The organism is Clostridioides sp. ES-W-0018-02 (assembly GCF_020658175.1).
Taxonomy (GTDB): domain Bacteria; phylum Bacillota; class Clostridia; order Peptostreptococcales; family Peptostreptococcaceae; genus Clostridioides.
In genome coordinates this window covers 273,898-289,935 of record NZ_JACVVY010000002.1, presented here as the reverse complement: position 1 = coordinate 289,935, position 16,038 = coordinate 273,898, and the positions used below count along the sequence as shown (strand labels likewise).

Annotated in this window: 16 protein-coding genes; 1 reads left to right on the top strand and 15 read right to left on the bottom strand. The window is 30.1% G+C overall.

Annotation, left to right across the window (positions count from 1 at the left end; all coding sequences use genetic code 11):
* Positions 1-289: 289 nt before the first annotated feature.
* The gene (locus IC219_RS07730) at positions 290-802 is read right to left on the bottom strand and encodes a hypothetical protein (protein ID WP_227831282.1); all 513 of its coding nucleotides are present in this window, start codon (positions 800-802) and stop codon (positions 290-292) included.
* Between the two features lie 551 nt (positions 803-1,353).
* Between IC219_RS07730 and IC219_RS07725 the strand changes: the two genes are divergently transcribed.
* Positions 1,354-2,232, top strand: a complete 879-nt coding sequence (locus IC219_RS07725; RefSeq protein ID WP_227483000.1) for a DUF4300 family protein — start codon at positions 1,354-1,356, stop codon at positions 2,230-2,232.
* Between the two features lie 233 nt (positions 2,233-2,465).
* Here the strand turns inward: IC219_RS07725 and hisJ are convergent, their stop codons facing one another.
* From hisJ to IC219_RS07655, 14 genes are all read right to left on the bottom strand, one after another.
* Positions 2,466-3,245 (bottom strand): histidinol-phosphatase HisJ, encoded by a 780-nt coding sequence (gene hisJ / locus IC219_RS07720; RefSeq protein WP_227831283.1) that lies wholly within the window; start codon positions 3,243-3,245, stop codon positions 2,466-2,468.
* Positions 3,246-3,457: 212 nt separating this feature from the next.
* Complete coding sequence (locus IC219_RS07715) at positions 3,458-3,805, bottom strand: zinc transporter (RefSeq protein WP_227831284.1); 348 nt, start codon at positions 3,803-3,805, stop codon at positions 3,458-3,460.
* A 15-nt stretch (positions 3,806-3,820) separates the two neighbouring features.
* Entirely contained in the window at positions 3,821-4,237 is a 417-nt protein-coding gene (locus IC219_RS07710) for a DUF3842 family protein (RefSeq protein WP_227433437.1), read from the bottom strand.
* A gap of 18 nt (positions 4,238-4,255) precedes the next feature.
* Positions 4,256-4,447 carry a CooT family nickel-binding protein gene (locus tag IC219_RS07705; RefSeq protein WP_227433438.1) on the bottom strand — a complete coding sequence of 64 codons (192 nt, stop codon included), beginning with the start codon at positions 4,445-4,447 and terminating at the stop codon, positions 4,256-4,258.
* A gap of 150 nt (positions 4,448-4,597) precedes the next feature.
* Complete coding sequence (locus tag IC219_RS07700) at positions 4,598-5,413, bottom strand: biotin/lipoate A/B protein ligase family protein (RefSeq protein WP_227433439.1); 816 nt, start codon at positions 5,411-5,413, stop codon at positions 4,598-4,600.
* 46 nt (positions 5,414-5,459) lie between these two features.
* Positions 5,460-6,398 (bottom strand): radical SAM protein, encoded by a 939-nt coding sequence (locus IC219_RS07695; RefSeq protein ID WP_227433440.1) that lies wholly within the window; start codon positions 6,396-6,398, stop codon positions 5,460-5,462.
* Positions 6,395-7,267, bottom strand: coding sequence for a radical SAM protein (locus tag IC219_RS07690; RefSeq protein WP_227433441.1), 873 nt, complete (start codon positions 7,265-7,267; stop codon positions 6,395-6,397). The genes IC219_RS07695 and IC219_RS07690 overlap by 4 nt, the downstream gene beginning before the upstream one ends.
* 67 nt (positions 7,268-7,334) lie before the next feature.
* A complete protein-coding gene (gene acsV / locus IC219_RS07685; RefSeq protein ID WP_227433442.1) occupies positions 7,335-9,263 on the bottom strand; it encodes a corrinoid activation/regeneration protein AcsV in 1,929 nt (642 codons plus the stop codon).
* Positions 9,264-9,375: 112 nt separating this feature from the next.
* On the bottom strand, positions 9,376-9,753 hold the full coding sequence (gene gcvH / locus IC219_RS07680) for a glycine cleavage system protein GcvH (protein ID WP_003418363.1): 378 nt from the start codon (positions 9,751-9,753) through the stop codon (positions 9,376-9,378).
* 86 nt (positions 9,754-9,839) lie between these two features.
* Positions 9,840-11,966 (bottom strand): acetyl-CoA decarbonylase/synthase complex subunit alpha/beta, encoded by a 2,127-nt coding sequence (gene acsB / locus IC219_RS07675; protein WP_227433443.1) that lies wholly within the window; start codon positions 11,964-11,966, stop codon positions 9,840-9,842.
* A 56-nt stretch (positions 11,967-12,022) separates the two neighbouring features.
* Positions 12,023-12,829: a carbon monoxide dehydrogenase/acetyl-CoA synthase methytransferase subunit gene (gene acsE / locus IC219_RS07670; protein WP_227433444.1), complete on the bottom strand. Its 807-nt coding sequence runs from the start codon at positions 12,827-12,829 to the stop codon at positions 12,023-12,025.
* Between the two features lie 49 nt (positions 12,830-12,878).
* Positions 12,879-14,246 carry an acetyl-CoA decarbonylase/synthase complex subunit gamma gene (gene acsC, locus IC219_RS07665; RefSeq protein ID WP_227433445.1) on the bottom strand — a complete coding sequence of 456 codons (1,368 nt, stop codon included), beginning with the start codon at positions 14,244-14,246 and terminating at the stop codon, positions 12,879-12,881.
* 30 nt (positions 14,247-14,276) lie between these two features.
* Positions 14,277-15,221, bottom strand: coding sequence for an acetyl-CoA decarbonylase/synthase complex subunit delta (gene acsD / locus IC219_RS07660; protein ID WP_227831285.1), 945 nt, complete (start codon positions 15,219-15,221; stop codon positions 14,277-14,279).
* A gap of 19 nt (positions 15,222-15,240) precedes the next feature.
* On the bottom strand, positions 15,241-16,011 hold the full coding sequence (locus IC219_RS07655) for a carbon monoxide dehydrogenase accessory protein CooC (RefSeq protein WP_021383511.1): 771 nt from the start codon (positions 16,009-16,011) through the stop codon (positions 15,241-15,243).
* Between the last annotated feature and the right edge of the window lie 27 nt (positions 16,012-16,038).

Below are 16,038 nucleotides of genomic sequence, written 5' to 3'. Positions count from 1 at the left end.
AACAGCTATCTATAAATAATCACTCTATATGAACATATTCAAAAATATACTTGAACATTAAATATAGCCAGATGTTGTTTTATATTTTTTTATAAGGGTGAACTCTAATATGTAAAGTTCACCCCTATATGAAAAATTTATTTTTATACAATTCTTTTTATATTTAATTCTTTTATATTTTTGATACAATTCGGCTATTTAACTGTATAGATTGTTATAAATTTAAAATCTATACATGATACTATATACTTTTAAATCTGATTCTTTTTTTAATTAAAGGCTTTAAATATTACTTTTCAAGCTCATCAAAGTAATTATATACAATAACTTCACCTGTTTCTTTATCTGTTGTCTTTATAATCCCTTTAGCTCCATTTACCTCTTCTTTTGTGAATTCATCGTCTAGTACAACTTTAAATTTATCTTCATTTCCATATCCTTGCTGAAACTCAGCTCTTAAAATTACATTTTTTTCAGCTTTTGGTTTTAATTCAAATTCAATTCCTGATTTCATTTCATCAAAATAATTTAAAACTACAACCTCATTATTTATTTTATTAGTTGTCTTTATAATCCCTTTAGCTCCATTTACTTCTTCTTTTGTAAATTCATCATCTAGCACGACTTTGAATTTATCTTCCTTTCCATACTCTTCTTGAAATTCTTTTTTCATTTCACTGTACTTAGTCTCAAATTCTTCACTCCTGTTTAATTCCATAGCTGATACATTTATCAGTGACGTCCCAATAGTTATTATTGTTAATGCCATGACCATACCAGTTTTTAATTTTTTTAACTTCATATTTTACCTCCTAAATTAAATGTTCTTAGTGAAATTATATAAATAAAAATCTAATTTTTACAGTTTCATTCTTGTAACTAAAATTACTATTATGTAACCAAACTTTTTAATTCAACTATTCCTTAAAACCTAATTTTTTGGGGAATAGTTGAATTAAAAAAATAAAATTTTTAAACTTTTAATGAGTCTAATAGTATATTTATTGAACTTAATAAATTTTATTTTTAATAAAGTAAAATTTATCATATATCTCAAACCTACTTATTTACCAAAATACTACATCCAAAAAACTAGTCTCACTATATATTTCATTGATAGCTTACTCATTTTTTACTTATAAAATCCTATAATCAATCTCCAAATAAATTAGTTAAAAATTCAAAGAATATATACCCCTATTTAGTATATATTTTTATATATTAAAAAAAAGTTTTAAATAAAGTTATATTTTTTGCAACAGTTTTGTAATTAAAAACATATTGAAGCTAAAATTAAATGTACTATATACTATAAATATGTCGACAAAATAAATTTATAAAGGAGAAAAACAGGTGAGAAAAAATTTACTAATAGCAATATTGTCTGCTATTTTAGTGTTATCAAGCATACTTACAATCTTTGCATATTCAACTATTAAAGATAATAGCAGATTAGTATACTCTAACATAATAGATAGAAAGATAGAAAATCAAGTGAAAAATGTATTAGAAAAAAATAAAATAAATAAGAAAGATATTGATATTTTTATTAAATCAGTTAGGAGCTACAACAAACTTCAAATTAAAATACTTCAAAACAATGTAAATATATCTAAGTCTGGATATAGTTCAATTAACACAAAACAGGTTCCATACAATTTAGATAAATTACAAAGTAACTGGATGGAAAAGTTTCCTAACTATATGGATGTAAATTGTAGAATAACAGCATTTAGACTTTTTAAAGATTTCATCAACTCAAAAGAGAAGTTTACTGGAGATTCTATCGATTTAAGTATTGATTTAGATACTATAATGAATAATAGAGATGCAAAATTTAACTCAAAGGATGTAGAAAAATTTATTAACTTTTTCTCTGCAATACCAACTCAAGACACAGATGATATAAATAAAAATGCAGAACAAATAAAAAAAGAGTGGAAAAAAAGAAAAATATCTTTTAAAGATAATAAAAATATGTCTATTATAAGTGGCTTTCTTCGTTATCCAGAAACTAAAAATGTATTTATAGGTCATACAGGTATATGTATCAAAACTGATAAAGATATCTTATTTATAGAAAAATATGGTTCTACATCACCTTACCAAGTTACTAAGTTCAAAAGTAAAAAAGATGTGAAAAATTATATGTTCAATAGATTAAAGATGTCAGAAGGAAATGTAGAATTACTAGACCCAATAATAATGGAAAATGATAAACTTATGCAGTAATATCTCTAAATACTAAAAGCACTTTATGATTGTTAAGATAAGTAAAAATAGGCTATATCCATGAAAAAATATTAATTATAAAACTTTCATACTGAACAAATCTATAAATATTTTTCTAATTTAACAAAAAGACTGTAAGTAGATTTATTTTACATAAATCTACTTACAATCTTTTAAATAAATACTTTAAAAATATAAATTATCATAACTTTAGGATTATAATATATACATCTTTATCCTATATCATAATTATTTATTTCCTCTGCACAGTGAGAATCTGAGCCAAGAACTAATGGAATATCATATTTTTTTGCTAATTCTAATAAGTATCCATCTACATAAGGCTCTTTACAATATTCTTTTCTGTTTCCAGAAACATTGTAATCAAGTTCATATCCTTTTTCTTTAACTAACTTTATTAATTCTTCAAGAACTTTATTTCTTTCATAATTATATGGAAATACTTGATTAAACTTTCTAACTAAATTTAAATGACCTATTCTCTTTGGTTTATATGTACCTAAATCAGCATTTACAGCTTTTATTAATGTTTCATAATACTTATTATAAACAGCTTCAATGCTTCCAAGCTTATCAATCAGATTTTGAAACTCTTCTACACTATAGTCCACACAACAATAGGCACCATCAATTTTAATTATATGTACTGATAATAGAGAATCCTCTAATTCATCACCATATTTATCTAAATTGTTTTTTATGCCTTCTTCATAACCTTCAAGAAAATCTACTTCCGCTCCTACATTTATCTTAATTTCGCTCTCATATTTATGCTTGAAATTTTTAACATCATTAAGGTAATTTGATAAATTTTCAGGATTCATGCAACTATCATTTTCAGGTGCAGGGTCTTGAAATCCATTTGGATATGGAAAATGCTCTGTAAATGTCATTTCTGTTAGACCAACATCAATTGCCCTTTGTATATATTTTTCAAAATCATCCTTACTTCCATGAGGACAATAAGGTGAATGTATATGACCATCTTTCATAACTAATTCTCTCCTTTTATTAAATTGAACTACTCCTCCTTAACTATCTCCAGTAATATTTGAAGCCGAAGATATATTAAATAACTCAGTTTTATAATAAATTTCCTCATTAAAGTATAGTACATACTCATTAGAAATTTCAATAATTAAATATAAATAAGGCATAAAAAATCGCCTATATCAAAATATATAAGCGATTTTAACAATCATATTTACATATGTTTTTTAGCCTCTAATAACATTTTATTTGCTTCTTCCATACATTCTATAGCTTTTTCAATACTCTTTGCAGTTTCTTCTTTTCCAATAGCTCTAGCCTTTTCTACCCATTCTCTAAATCCTTCTTCATGAGTCTCATTATGATTTATCCAATGTACTAAAAGTATTTTTAAAGTTTTCTCATCTTTAGACTCTGATGATTCTTCATGATTATGTTCGTGGTCATGGTCATGGTCGTGTGGATGTTCATGGCACATATCTCCATGAGTATGTTCATGGCAATGGTCGTCATGGTCATGGTGCCCATGGTGGTATCTTATAATCTCTCTATCAAACATCATTAGTTATTCCCCCTGTTATTTTATATTAAATTCTTTTTTTATAACATTAACAGAATCTTTTACAAGTAGTGCTAATGGTTTACCTTCTAATCCAACTAACTCTATATTTTCTGGCATAATAGGTAAAAGTATCTTAAGTGCCTCACTATCTGCAATAGCTTCACTTATATTACAAGTGACTTCCCCCATCATAGAATTAGGTATTATTACAGAAATAGGTGCAACTATTATATTGGCTTTTCTAGCTGATACTACTATAGCATTTTCCCCTGTAGCTCCTTTATTAGCATGAGCCTTCATCATAGAACTAGTTGCTATAGAATTAGTTCCTAGTGCATAAATTTCTACATATGTAGGTAATTCTTCTCTCAGAGAAGAAACTATCTGGGCTCCTATACCTCCACCCATTCCATCTATCACTGCTATTATCATATGAAATTCCCCTATTAATTAATTTTCTTGTATTATTATCTTATGGTCCATCAATCTTATTTCTTTAATTATTCCATCTATTATTTTTTGTTCTCCTAATAAATCAGTTAAATAAATCTTTCCATCACAAGGGTCTATATTAACCACATTCTCCATAACCTTTTCTAATTCATTGTTATTCTTACAAATGAAAGCTGATGATTCACACATATAAATCTCCTCCTAATATGATTTTTATTAAAAATCAAAAAAAGACTTCCTCAGGTATTTCAATACACCAAAGAAACCTTCATGATTTCAATTTTCGTATATTATTATACCTTAAGTATATCACTTTAATTTACTTAAAGTCAATTAAAGTTAACGCTTTTTATTATACTCTTCATCCTTGTATTTTTTATATAATTCTTCAGCTAATTGCTTTTCATAATCAGTCAAGTCTTCTTCTACAAACTCAACATTAAATTGACTAGCCAGTCCTTTTATTAGATTAGCTTGTAGAATATCTATGTCTATTTTTTTACCAATTTCATTCTCTATTCCACTGGCCTTTTTAGCTGTGAATTTCATTGCTCTTTCTTTTAGTTCTGGTGTTTTAGCCTTTATTAATTTAAACAATTTTTCTACATCAAAATCCATTATTATTGAACCGTGCTGTAACAAAACACCATCTTTTCTACTTTGAGCACTTCCAATTACCTTTTTATTATTAATAGTAACTTCATATGATGCATGTGCATTAAAGCATGCAGCTGATAAATTTTCTCTACCTATTCTCTCTCCACTATTTAAGTTATCTGTTTCTATACCACTTAAATTCAATCCTCTAACTAAACCTTCACTTATATATCTATAAGATAGATTTATACTTTTATCAATTAAAGGGTTATCTTCTCCTATAATTATACTATAAGTTAGCTCATTATCATGTAATACAGCTCTTCCTCCTGTGATTCTTCTGACATAGTCTATATTCATGCACTTACACTTATCTAAATCTACCTCATCTTCAAGTTTTTGAAAATATCCTACACTCAAGCAAGCTGGCTTCCAAGTGTAAAATCTAAGTGTTGGCTTCACACATCCTTTTTTATATGCAGTAAATATAGCTTCATCAATTGCCATATTCATTGCACCATCATATGATTTATTATGTATAACTCTCCACTGATTCATGATTATTACGCCCCAATCTTTAGTATAAATATATTCAAGAAATCATTTACAGATTTAGTTCTCTTATAGCCAAATCTATCTCATCTTGATTTAAAGGTCTTGAATAATTATATATAGTACTTCCTGGTCTTTCATTATAATATGGTCTATTACAATCCTTACAGCCTCTTATCTCAAAAGGGTAACCCCTGTTTATATCTGATACAGTCTCATCATCTAGTTTTATATTTTCCAAGTATCCATTTTTGAATTCAAAGTATTCTTGTGAATAACCTTTATTTATCATATAGGACATTAGCTGTACTCTTCTGTAACTTTCTATATTTGGTTGACTTATTTTTTCCATTTTAGTTCCTCTAACTGGAGTAAACGCAAATAAACTAATAGTTATATTGTTCTTCTTTAAATAAGTATATAGGTTGTATATGTCTTCATGACTTTCTCCCATACCAACAATTATATGTGTGCTGATTTTATTAGGATATAACTTTGACATTTTTGTTATAAAATTCAATTTTTCATCATAATTATATCCTTTTATTTTTTCATATAAGTCTTTACTTGCTGCATCTATCGCTATTCCTATTTTATCTACTCCAGCAGAAAAAAACTTGTTTATTTCTTCATCACTTTCTAATTTTGCAGACAATGAAATAGGCATATCTATTTTACCATTTATGTAATTTATAAAATCTAAAACAGATTTATGTGCCTCTTCACTTGCCATTGATTGTATACATATTCTCTTTATATTTTTCCCGTTATATGCTCTCAAAGCATTCAATATTTCCTCTTTAGAATACTCTGGCCAAACTACTCTTGATAATTTATCTTTTCTAGTACTGCTTTCTATTGATTGAGAACAAAAACTACATTTGTTTATGCATTTTTCCCCAATCATTATATATGCTGTAGTAGGAGGTATATCGCTTTTTTTATTTAATATTCCAAGTTCTATTGCTGTCCCTGATGATAATCTAATCATAAAACGCAACACTCCTTACATTCAGTTATTGTCATATTCATATCTATAGCCTTATTCTTAGCAGATTTTGATGGAAGAACTATTCTATTAACTCCACACATTATAGCTAATTGGTCTAGTTCTTTTCTATACACACCTCTAGGTCTCATACAACCTAGGTTAATCTCGGTATTTGGTAAACTAATTCTAGCTTCACATAAAACATCTGTTACTTCTTTCAAATTAGGAGGTTCTACATCTTCATATTCAGTACCTTTTGTAGGAATAAGAACTATAAATGTCAGTTTATTAGGAGGATTTTTTTGTAAGTATTCTATAATCTCATACTCACCTTTTACTTTTCCTCCTTTTAAACCAATACATATATGTGGTGCTACTTCTGTATTTTCTCTTATTGTATTGTAAGCTTTAATATAATCTTCTTTGCTTTTATCCATTTTATAAACTTCTTTTATAGTTTCTTTATCGAATACCAAGTCGAAAGAAACTATATCTAAATACTTACATAATTCTATAATACTCTCTTTATCCATAAGCCCTAAATGAGCATTTAATCTGTATCCTTGTTCCTTTAACTTTTTAATGGTCTGTATATGGGTATTTATTGGGACATCACCTTCATAACTACAACCACCACTTAATAAAAAACTAGTTATATTTCTTGATTTAACTTTTTCTTTATAGTCCTCAATTGGTATCATATTTTCTAAATAATGACCATTACAATGAGCACATTTAAGACTACACTTATTACTTGTAGTACTAAGAGCTAGAGTCTGATTCGGATAAGCAAACTCTATCTCATTTCCGAAATTTCTTAATTTAATGTCAAACGCAGTTCTCATTTTCTCAGACAAATCCTTATACATAATTTAATCCTCTACATTTATGTTTTTATGTTTTAATGCTCTACCTATGCATCTATATTTTGATATTTTACTCTTCTAGTAGTTGCTTTGCAGTTGGGAACTGCTCTATATTTGTATGTGGTAAGAAGCATGCAGAAATAAATTCGTCCATGTAACTTGGATAAACACTAAGTTCAACATAAGTTATTTGTTTACCTATTTCTTCAAGTTTATTTTTGGCATCTTTACTTATAAGAGCCAAGTAAGAACCTACAAGTGAACTATTTCCTATATAAGTAAATTTCTCTCTATCGATATCAGGAAGTAATCCTATAATTATTGAATTTTCTATATCTAGGTTATTTCCTATACCACCTGCTATATAAACTCTATCTAATATACTAAAATCCATACCCAAGCTATCTACAAGAGTATATGCTCCTGAATATATAGCTCCTTTAGCTCTAATAAAATTATCTATGTCCACTTCATTTACTACTATATCATTTTCCAAATCAAATTCTTCTTTAAATGCTAATACATACTCTCCTATTTCATGTTCATTAAATCTGACTCTCTTATTATTTAAATCTCTATATATCTTACCTCTTCTATCTATTACACCCTTAGTAATCATTTGGCAAATTAAATCAATTATACCAGAACCACATATACCAACTGGTGCACATTCATCTATTATTTTTAATGTAGGCTCTAAAGTTCCTTTATCAATAGCCACCTTCTCTATTGCTCCTGCTGATGCTCTCATTCCACAGCTTATGCCTCCACCTTCAAATGCAGGACCTGCTGAACATGCACAGCTCATCATATAGTCTTGATTTCCAAATACTATCTCTCCATTGGTACCTAAGTCTATAAATAAAACATTTTCTTCACTTGACCATATACCAGCTGATAATACCCCTGCTGTTATATCTCCTCCTACATAACTTGCTACAGATGGAGCTAAGTACACATATGCACTATCATTTACAAAAAGACCTACATTTTCACCCATAAGTTTTGGAGATTTTAAAAATGGTGGTATATAAGGTTCTTGTCTTAAAAAGTCTGTATACACCCCTAAGAATAAACTTGTCATAGTTGTATTTCCAGCAGCTACTAAAGTGACTACATCCTCCTTATTTATGCCATTTCTTTCATATAATGTTTTTAATAGAGGATTTATAGTTTCATCGACTATAGCTTTGTGTAAAGTTTCTAATCCGTTTTTCTTAGTCGAATATATAATCCTATTTATAACATCTGCTCCATATTTTATCTGAGCATTTCCAGATGATGCTTTATCTACTACTTCTTTTGAATATAAGTCTACTAAACATACAACTACCGAAGTTGTACCAATATCTATTGCAACTCCATAAAGAGAATTTTCCTTATTTCCTTCTTCTATATTTATGATTGTAAGTTTCTTTTGTTTTTGAACATATGTTATTGTAACTTTGAAATCGCTCTTTCTAAATATCGTTGGCATCTTTCTAAGTATATCTAATCTAAAATCTATTTCATTGTATCCCAGATGATTTCTAACATGTCTTTCTAATCTATCTACATCACTTATATTGTCATCTAAGTTTGGCTCTTCCATTTCTATGTATTTCTTTTTTATATTTGTCTTAAATTGTAAGTTATGCTTTTCTATTATTTTTTTAGCTCTCTCAAAAATTTCTCTATCTTTTTGTTTATTGCTACCTTCAATCTTCATACCATGCATAGAAGATGATACTTTAGAAGGAACTTCAATTTCTATATCTGAGATTACTTTTGTACAACAAGCTAATATATAACCTTGCTCCCATTCGTCATCTGTTATATGTCTCGTTTTTTCTGTATCAACCTTACCTTTTAACAACTTTACCTTACATTTACCACAAGACATATTTCCATTACAAGGAGCATCTATAAATATATCAGCATTTCTTGCAACTTCTAGTAATATATCCCCCTCATTACAATAAACTTCTTTATTGTTTGGCATAAAATTTACCTTTATCATGATATCCCTCCCAATTTGTTCTATATATTATAAAAGGAAAGTATAGCTAAATTTGCGTGCACTCAAATTTTACTATACTTTCCCCAATTATAATAACATCCCTAGTCTTTAATTATTCTAATCCAGCCTCGTATTCTTTATCACTTAATAATGTATCAAGCTCAGCAACATCAGCTAGTTTTACTTTTAATATCCAGTTTTCGTATGGGTCTTCATTTATACATTCTGGTTCATCTTCTAATTTTTCATTAACTTCTAATACTTCACCATTAACAGGAGATATTAAATCAGAAGCTACTTTAGAAGATTCAACTACTCCAAAATCTACTCCCTTAGTTACAGTATCTTCTACTTCTGGTGTTTCAACAAATAATATTTCTCCTAATTGATCTTGAGCATAATCTGTTATACCTATATATACAACATCTCCATCAATTACTTTTACCCATTCATGATCTTTAGAGTATTTTAATTCTGGTAATAATTTCATTTCGATAGACCCCCAATATTATATTATTGATTAATTTATTTAAATCATATTAATATTATATCACATTATTTTAAATTTTCCATCAATTACATTACACTTTCCATAGCTAATGCTGGATGACCTTTTTCTTCTAAGAAAGCTAATACTCCTTCAGAATCGTCAGCTATAGTTTCATCACAAATCATATCACAGAAGTTCTCTATTCCAGTCATTTCTTTAACTGTAGCATTTAATTTATCAGCTACATAATCTTTTAATTCTTTTGGCATCCAAACTATTCTTTCTGGTCCACCTTCTGCATAAGCGAATTTTTTAGAAGATATGAAATGTCTTCCGTGTCCCATGAATCCTGGAGTTTGAACTCCTCCACCTGTCATAGAAGCAAGTTCTCCGAAAGTCATACCAACTGGAGTAACGCTTGGGAATTCTCTGTTAACTACAACAAATCCATTTGCTTCTGGCATTATACCACAGATACACTCGAAGCATCCACAAGAAGTCATAGGGTCTTCTAATATAGAGTATAATGTAACAGCTTCAACTGCACCTTGAGATATTTGGTTTACAGTTTCATTTACAGAGTTCCATACACCTGTTCTATCGTCTAAACATTCACCTTTTTCTATTGGTTGACAAGGACCTGTAGGGTCTAATTCTTTAGTAGCTTTAGCATCTAACCAGCTAACTGCTCCACAAAGACCAAGTCTTTCAGGAGTAACAACACAAACGTGAGCTGGTGCAAATGATTGACATAAGTTACAAGAATAGAAAGTCTCTACACTTTCATCAACCAATGAAGCTAATCTCTCATCTCTAGCATTGTATTTAGCTATTGCTTCACCTTTTAATTCAGAAACTTTTTCTGCATCTGTAATTATAGTTATTTCACACTTATCAACAACTGATTCAAATTCATCTAACATCTTAGCATATAAAACTTCTCCTATATGCTCAAGTCTAAATCCTTTATCAAATGCATCTTTAGAGATTCTTACCCAAGCCATATCTCTTTGTCCAACGTGCATTACACCTTCTATATAGTTTAAGAAGTAGTGGAAACGTCTTTCAAGAACTGGTTCGAAATCTTCTTGCATGTTTTTACCAGCTATTTTAACTATTACAGCAAGTGGTAATCTTAATACACCATCTGCTTCAACTTCATCTATGTTTGGTCCTATTATTTCTATCTTATGGTCTTCAACTTCAGCAGCTTCTTTCTTAACAACAAGCTCCCAAGCTTCAGTTTTATTTCCACCAAATTCAGCAAACATGTCGCTCTTTCTAATTCTTTCACCTTCAAATGCTGCTGCAAATGAAACTGGTATAGGTATTTCAGTAACTTTTATTTTTATTCCTCTAGCTTCTAATGAAGTAGCTACTATCTTATCATAATCTTTTTGAGTTAATAAATTCATTGGAACTTCAAGAACAGTTTGGTCAGTTACAACTGGGAATCCTAAAGCTATTGCTCCAGCACCTGCAGATACAACTAATTCACTTAATGGTCCAAAAGCATTAACAAATGCAGGAACTCTATTAGCTGTGTATTCTAATAATCCGTTTAAATCACCAGGAGTTAATCCACCGAATATTAATGCTGCTCTTACTGCAACAGATACAACGTGGATAACAGAAGTTACATCATATCCTAGAGGTATAACTCTTAGTTCAAGACCCATTTTTACTCCAGCTTCTATAGCTTGGTCTATAACCTTACCAACTAAGAAAGTTAATAAACCTTTAGATTGGTAGTCTTTTATAACTTTTGCTGCTGATTCAGCATCAGGACATTCTCCAAGAACAACTGCAACACCAGGTATATCTCCTGTAACTAGTGGTACACCAAGTGATCTGATTATAGGGTCAGTTATATGACCTGCACATGGCTCACTATATGGAGCATCCATAGTTGAGTATTTTAATGCTTCAATTACTTCTGCAGCTAAAGCAGTAGCTAAACCAGCATTAAAAGCATGTTCTAATAAATGAGTTCTATTGATTAAAGATTTTACTACTTCTAAAGCACCTTCTAAGTCCCCTAAAGTGTTCATTTTTTGTCCTGTTGCAGCATATATACAAGGTAATGAATATGCTGTATCAGGGAAAGCTACTTTATGTTCTTTTCCGTTTTTTTCTATAGCTTCATTTAACATAGCTTGAGCTGCACCCAAAGCTTGTTCTGACCCTGTAAAGATTATATTATATAGATTCATTCTATTTCCCCCTTTAATATTTACACCTATTTTTTATTAACTATACCCTAAAAACCCTAGAAAGCAAATCCACCTTCATTTAACTCTAAGAAAGAGTCTGCATATAAAGATGCCCCGTTGATTATGTCACAAGATTTTACAGTTTTCATTAATTCTGGGTCACATGGATTCATTATAGCTGAACTAAATCCATTAGCCATTGCCATTGCTAAGAATGCACTATCTAAAACAGGTCTAACATGTTTAGGACATCCATTAGATACATTAGATAATCCTCCTGTAGTTAAAAGTCCCATTTCAGTCATCATTTTTATAGCTTCTAAAACTTCTACTTGTTTTTCTTGCATACCTTTTATAACTAAGCATAATGGGTCAAATAATATATCAGTTGGCTCCATTCCTAGCATTAAGCCTTTTTCTAGTATCTCTTGGCAGTAAGCCATACGTTCATCATTATCTCTTGGGATACCTTCTTTTGCACATAAACCTATAACCATTGATTCATATTCAGCTGCTATATCTATTAAATCAAATCTTGAACCAGCATCAGCAGAGTTTATTATTGGTTTTGCATTAGTTCTATCATAAACCTTAAGTCCAGCTTCGATAGCTTTTTTATTAGCTGTATCTAATGCTATAGGAACATTGTTAAATTCAGATTGAAGTAGCTTAACTCCCCATGTCATTATCTCTTCGCCATCTCTTTCAGCAGGCCCTATATTGAAATCTATATAGTGTGCTCCTGCTTCTAATTGTTCTTTTGCTCTTTTTAATATTGGAGCTGGATCTCTTTCTGCTAATGCCTTTCTTATTGAAGGTGAGATACAGTGTATTCTTTCACCTATAATCATAAATTTTTCCATTTATAATGTCCCCCTTTAAATTTAATATTAATAGTTAGTTAATATTTTATTAGTTTGTTTGGCATGCTTTTTCTTGGTATCCTTTTAAGAACTTAGGTAATTCCATAGATTCTTCTGGTCCTATAACTACATTCCATCCTGGTAAGTTATCTTCTATATCACCTTTAAGTACTGCAACTTTTCCTGGAATGATAATGTCTTTACAATTAGTTACTTCTTCTACTTTACTTTCTTTGATGAAAGCAGAGATTGAATTTCCACCAAATTTACCAGCAGCCCAAGATGTAAGAACTGAATATCCACCTGCATCTGGTATTACTAACCATACTGGAACTTTTGATCTTTCTATATCTCCAGCAACTATGAAATAAGTTAATGCAAAGTCAACAGTAACTAATACTGGAGAATTTTCATCTGGGTTATTAATTGGGTAAATCTTTGGTTCAACTCTCATTGGTCTTTGTGGGTCAGTGTATATATTTTGTCTTAATGCAAATAATGGTAATGCTTTAGCATAACTAATATCATCTATTACTATTATAGAACCATATTTTATAGTAAATATTGATGATAAAGCAATTTCCATCATAGGATTTGAGTTAGATAATCTATTTGCAAATACTATTGAAGGATATCCAAATGTTCTATCTTGTTCTTTTAAAGCTATTCTTCTAACTTGCACAGCATTAGTGTAAGTATCTTTTATATTTTCTCCAGTTACATCTAATACTAATTCTTTATATCCAGCAGATTGAACTAATTCAACTGTTTCATATAATTCTTCTAAGCTAGCTGCTTTTACTCCTAATGGTAGGTTTGCTCCTTTAACTACTTCTATCATATCTTTGTAGTTATCTTTAGTTGCTCCATATACCATTGGTCTAGCATCTTTTAATACTTCAACAGCTTCTTTAACTGCTTGTGCATCATCACAAGCTAAAATATAAGCTACTTCTAATCCGCTACCTTTTATTTTGTCTATTAGTTTTAAATATGCATCTTTGTCTCCACAGTATTCTAAAACAACCATTTCAACTTTCATTTGTTCACCAATTCTTATATAGTCAACTTTTTTCATGTTAGCTATTTTAGCGTCTACTGCTTCATCACTCATACAAGTACAGAATGAAACTGCATATCTATTTCTACTTACTAATGTTTTTTCATGTCTAAATAATACTGTTTCCCCGCCTAGTTCATATTCAGATGCTCCAGTACCAACTTTTAATGCTTTCATTAAAGGTGCTGTAGCTTCTGATAGTTTTGCTATAGCGTCATCAGACATATGTGGGCATTTGCCTACTTCTACAGCTCCTGAAGCAACCTTCATAGAGAAAGCCATACAAGTTGGGAATCCACAATCCTTACAGTTTTTCTTTGGTGTTAATTTAAATATATCTAAAGCTTTTAATGCCATTATTTTCTCCCCCTAACCTTAACAATTTAATTAAGCTAATGCGTTAACCAATTCTTTTATAGTTTCTATTGATTTTGGATGACGAAGTATAACTGCGTTTGAACCACCTACTAAAACACTTGCTGCAGTTGAAACTTCCATTGCTATAGTTCTTTCTTCTGGACAACCCCAATCTGGCTCATCTTCTACTGGAGCTATAGCTTCTTTAACATGACCTACTTCGAAAGCTACTGGTGTTATGATAGGCATTTGTAATGTCTTATCATTTTGACCAAATGCTGCAAGTCTAATTCTATCCATAGTAGATGCAACATATTCATATCCATAACCAACTGCTGAACATCCAACATTCATAACTATATTTTCACCTTTAACGCCTAATTGAGTTAACAGTACGTTTAATTGTTTTGCTAGGTTTATATCAACAGAAGATTCTGCTCCAACTTTGTGTGAATAAGCCATTCCAGCTGATGCTCCTACTCCTTTGTAGTTATCTTCTACTGCTGACATAAATAGACAGTTATGCCCATCCAACGCTTGAGCTAATTTTTCAAACAGTTTACCATCTTTTTCATGATTTCCTGAACCAGCTACTACTAAAGGCAATGTTATTGTTTCAACTACTGCTTTAGCAACTTCAGCACAGTCATCAACTGATTTATCTAATCCATTTGGGTCAGAACCATCAAATTTTAAACAAATAAAATCTGCTTGTGTATTAGCTTCAACATATTTAGCCCATTCTACTGGACAATTAGCTACATCTTTATATAACTCTTTATATGAATCAGTCCAGCTTTCAGGATAAACGTCTGATATTTCTATACCTATTTTTGGAGTATTCCCTACTTCTCCATCAAAACTATAAAAAGGTAATACATTTTCCCCACCTAATTTAATTGCTTTTTCCCCTATTCCTACTTCAACTTCTGATATTTTTCCAGAATATTTTTGAGTAGACATTTTAAATGCCATATTTTTTTCCCCCTTAAGCCTATTTTAATTCTAATTTAGCAAAAATCTCTTTCATAGCCACTTTAGATTTTGAATCTTCAGGTAAATTAACTAAAGGAATACCTGTAGAATCATATTCATATATCAATTCATCCATAGGTACAACACCAATTAGCTCTAGGTTATGTTTTTCTATTTCCTCTTTAACACCATCATTCATAACCCCATTTGGAACCTTATTTACAATTAGAAGTATTCTTCCAACATTTAATTTTAGTTCCTCAGCTAAATCTCTTATTCTAGCAACAGCTTGTATGCTACGTCTTGAGCAATCACTAACCAATAAAAGTGTATCAACATGTCTAGTAACTTTTCTGCTTAGATGTTCCATACCAGCTTCGTTGTCCATGACTAAGTATTTGTAGTGACCAGATATTTTGTTTACTTGTTCTCTAAGTATCCCATTTACAAAACAGTAACATCCTTCCCCTTCTGATCTCCCCATTACTAATAAGTCATATCCTTCTCCTTCTTCAATTATAGAATTTAATCTAAATTGTAGATATTGTGCTTTTGTCATACCACCTGGGAATGCATTGCCTAACTTTTCTCTTTGATTTACTTCTTCTCTTATTTCTCCTATTGTTGCTTCAACTTCAATACCTAATACTTCATTTATGTTAGCATTAGCATCAGCATCTACAACTAATACTGGTCCCTTATTGTCCTTAACCAAATAATCAATCAAAAGCCCTGTGAGACTTGTTTTACCAGTTCCACCTTTTCCTGCAACAGCTATATTGTATCCCATTTTAAGACTTCCCCCTTAAATCTAGCC

Bases quoted from the DNA above. Each gene is read 5' to 3' on its own strand.
- IC219_RS07730 (WP_227831282.1), bottom strand. From the start codon at position 802: ATGAAGTTAAAAAAATTAAAAACTGGTATGGTCATGGCATTAACAATA.
- hisJ (WP_227831283.1), bottom strand. From the start codon at position 3,245: ATGAAAGATGGTCATATACATTCACCTTATTGTCCTCATGGAAGTAAG.
- IC219_RS07715 (WP_227831284.1), bottom strand. From the start codon at position 3,805: ATGATGTTTGATAGAGAGATTATAAGATACCACCATGGGCACCATGAC.
- IC219_RS07710 (WP_227433437.1), bottom strand. From the start codon at position 4,237: ATGATAATAGCAGTGATAGATGGAATGGGTGGAGGTATAGGAGCCCAG.
- IC219_RS07705 (WP_227433438.1), bottom strand. From the start codon at position 4,447: ATGTGTGAATCATCAGCTTTCATTTGTAAGAATAACAATGAATTAGAA.
- IC219_RS07700 (WP_227433439.1), bottom strand. From the start codon at position 5,413: ATGAATCAGTGGAGAGTTATACATAATAAATCATATGATGGTGCAATG.
- IC219_RS07695 (WP_227433440.1), bottom strand. From the start codon at position 6,398: ATGATTAGATTATCATCAGGGACAGCAATAGAACTTGGAATATTAAAT.
- IC219_RS07690 (WP_227433441.1), bottom strand. From the start codon at position 7,267: ATGTATAAGGATTTGTCTGAGAAAATGAGAACTGCGTTTGACATTAAA.
- acsV (WP_227433442.1), bottom strand. From the start codon at position 9,263: ATGATAAAGGTAAATTTTATGCCAAACAATAAAGAAGTTTATTGTAAT.
- gcvH (WP_003418363.1), bottom strand. From the start codon at position 9,753: ATGAAATTATTACCAGAATTAAAATACTCTAAAGATCATGAATGGGTA.
- acsB (WP_227433443.1), bottom strand. From the start codon at position 11,966: ATGAATCTATATAATATAATCTTTACAGGGTCAGAACAAGCTTTGGGT.
- acsE (WP_227433444.1), bottom strand. From the start codon at position 12,829: ATGGAAAAATTTATGATTATAGGTGAAAGAATACACTGTATCTCACCT.
- acsC (WP_227433445.1), bottom strand. From the start codon at position 14,246: ATGGCATTAAAAGCTTTAGATATATTTAAATTAACACCAAAGAAAAAC.
- acsD (WP_227831285.1), bottom strand. From the start codon at position 15,221: ATGGCATTTAAAATGTCTACTCAAAAATATTCTGGAAAAATATCAGAA.
- IC219_RS07655 (WP_021383511.1), bottom strand. From the start codon at position 16,011: ATGGGATACAATATAGCTGTTGCAGGAAAAGGTGGAACTGGTAAAACA.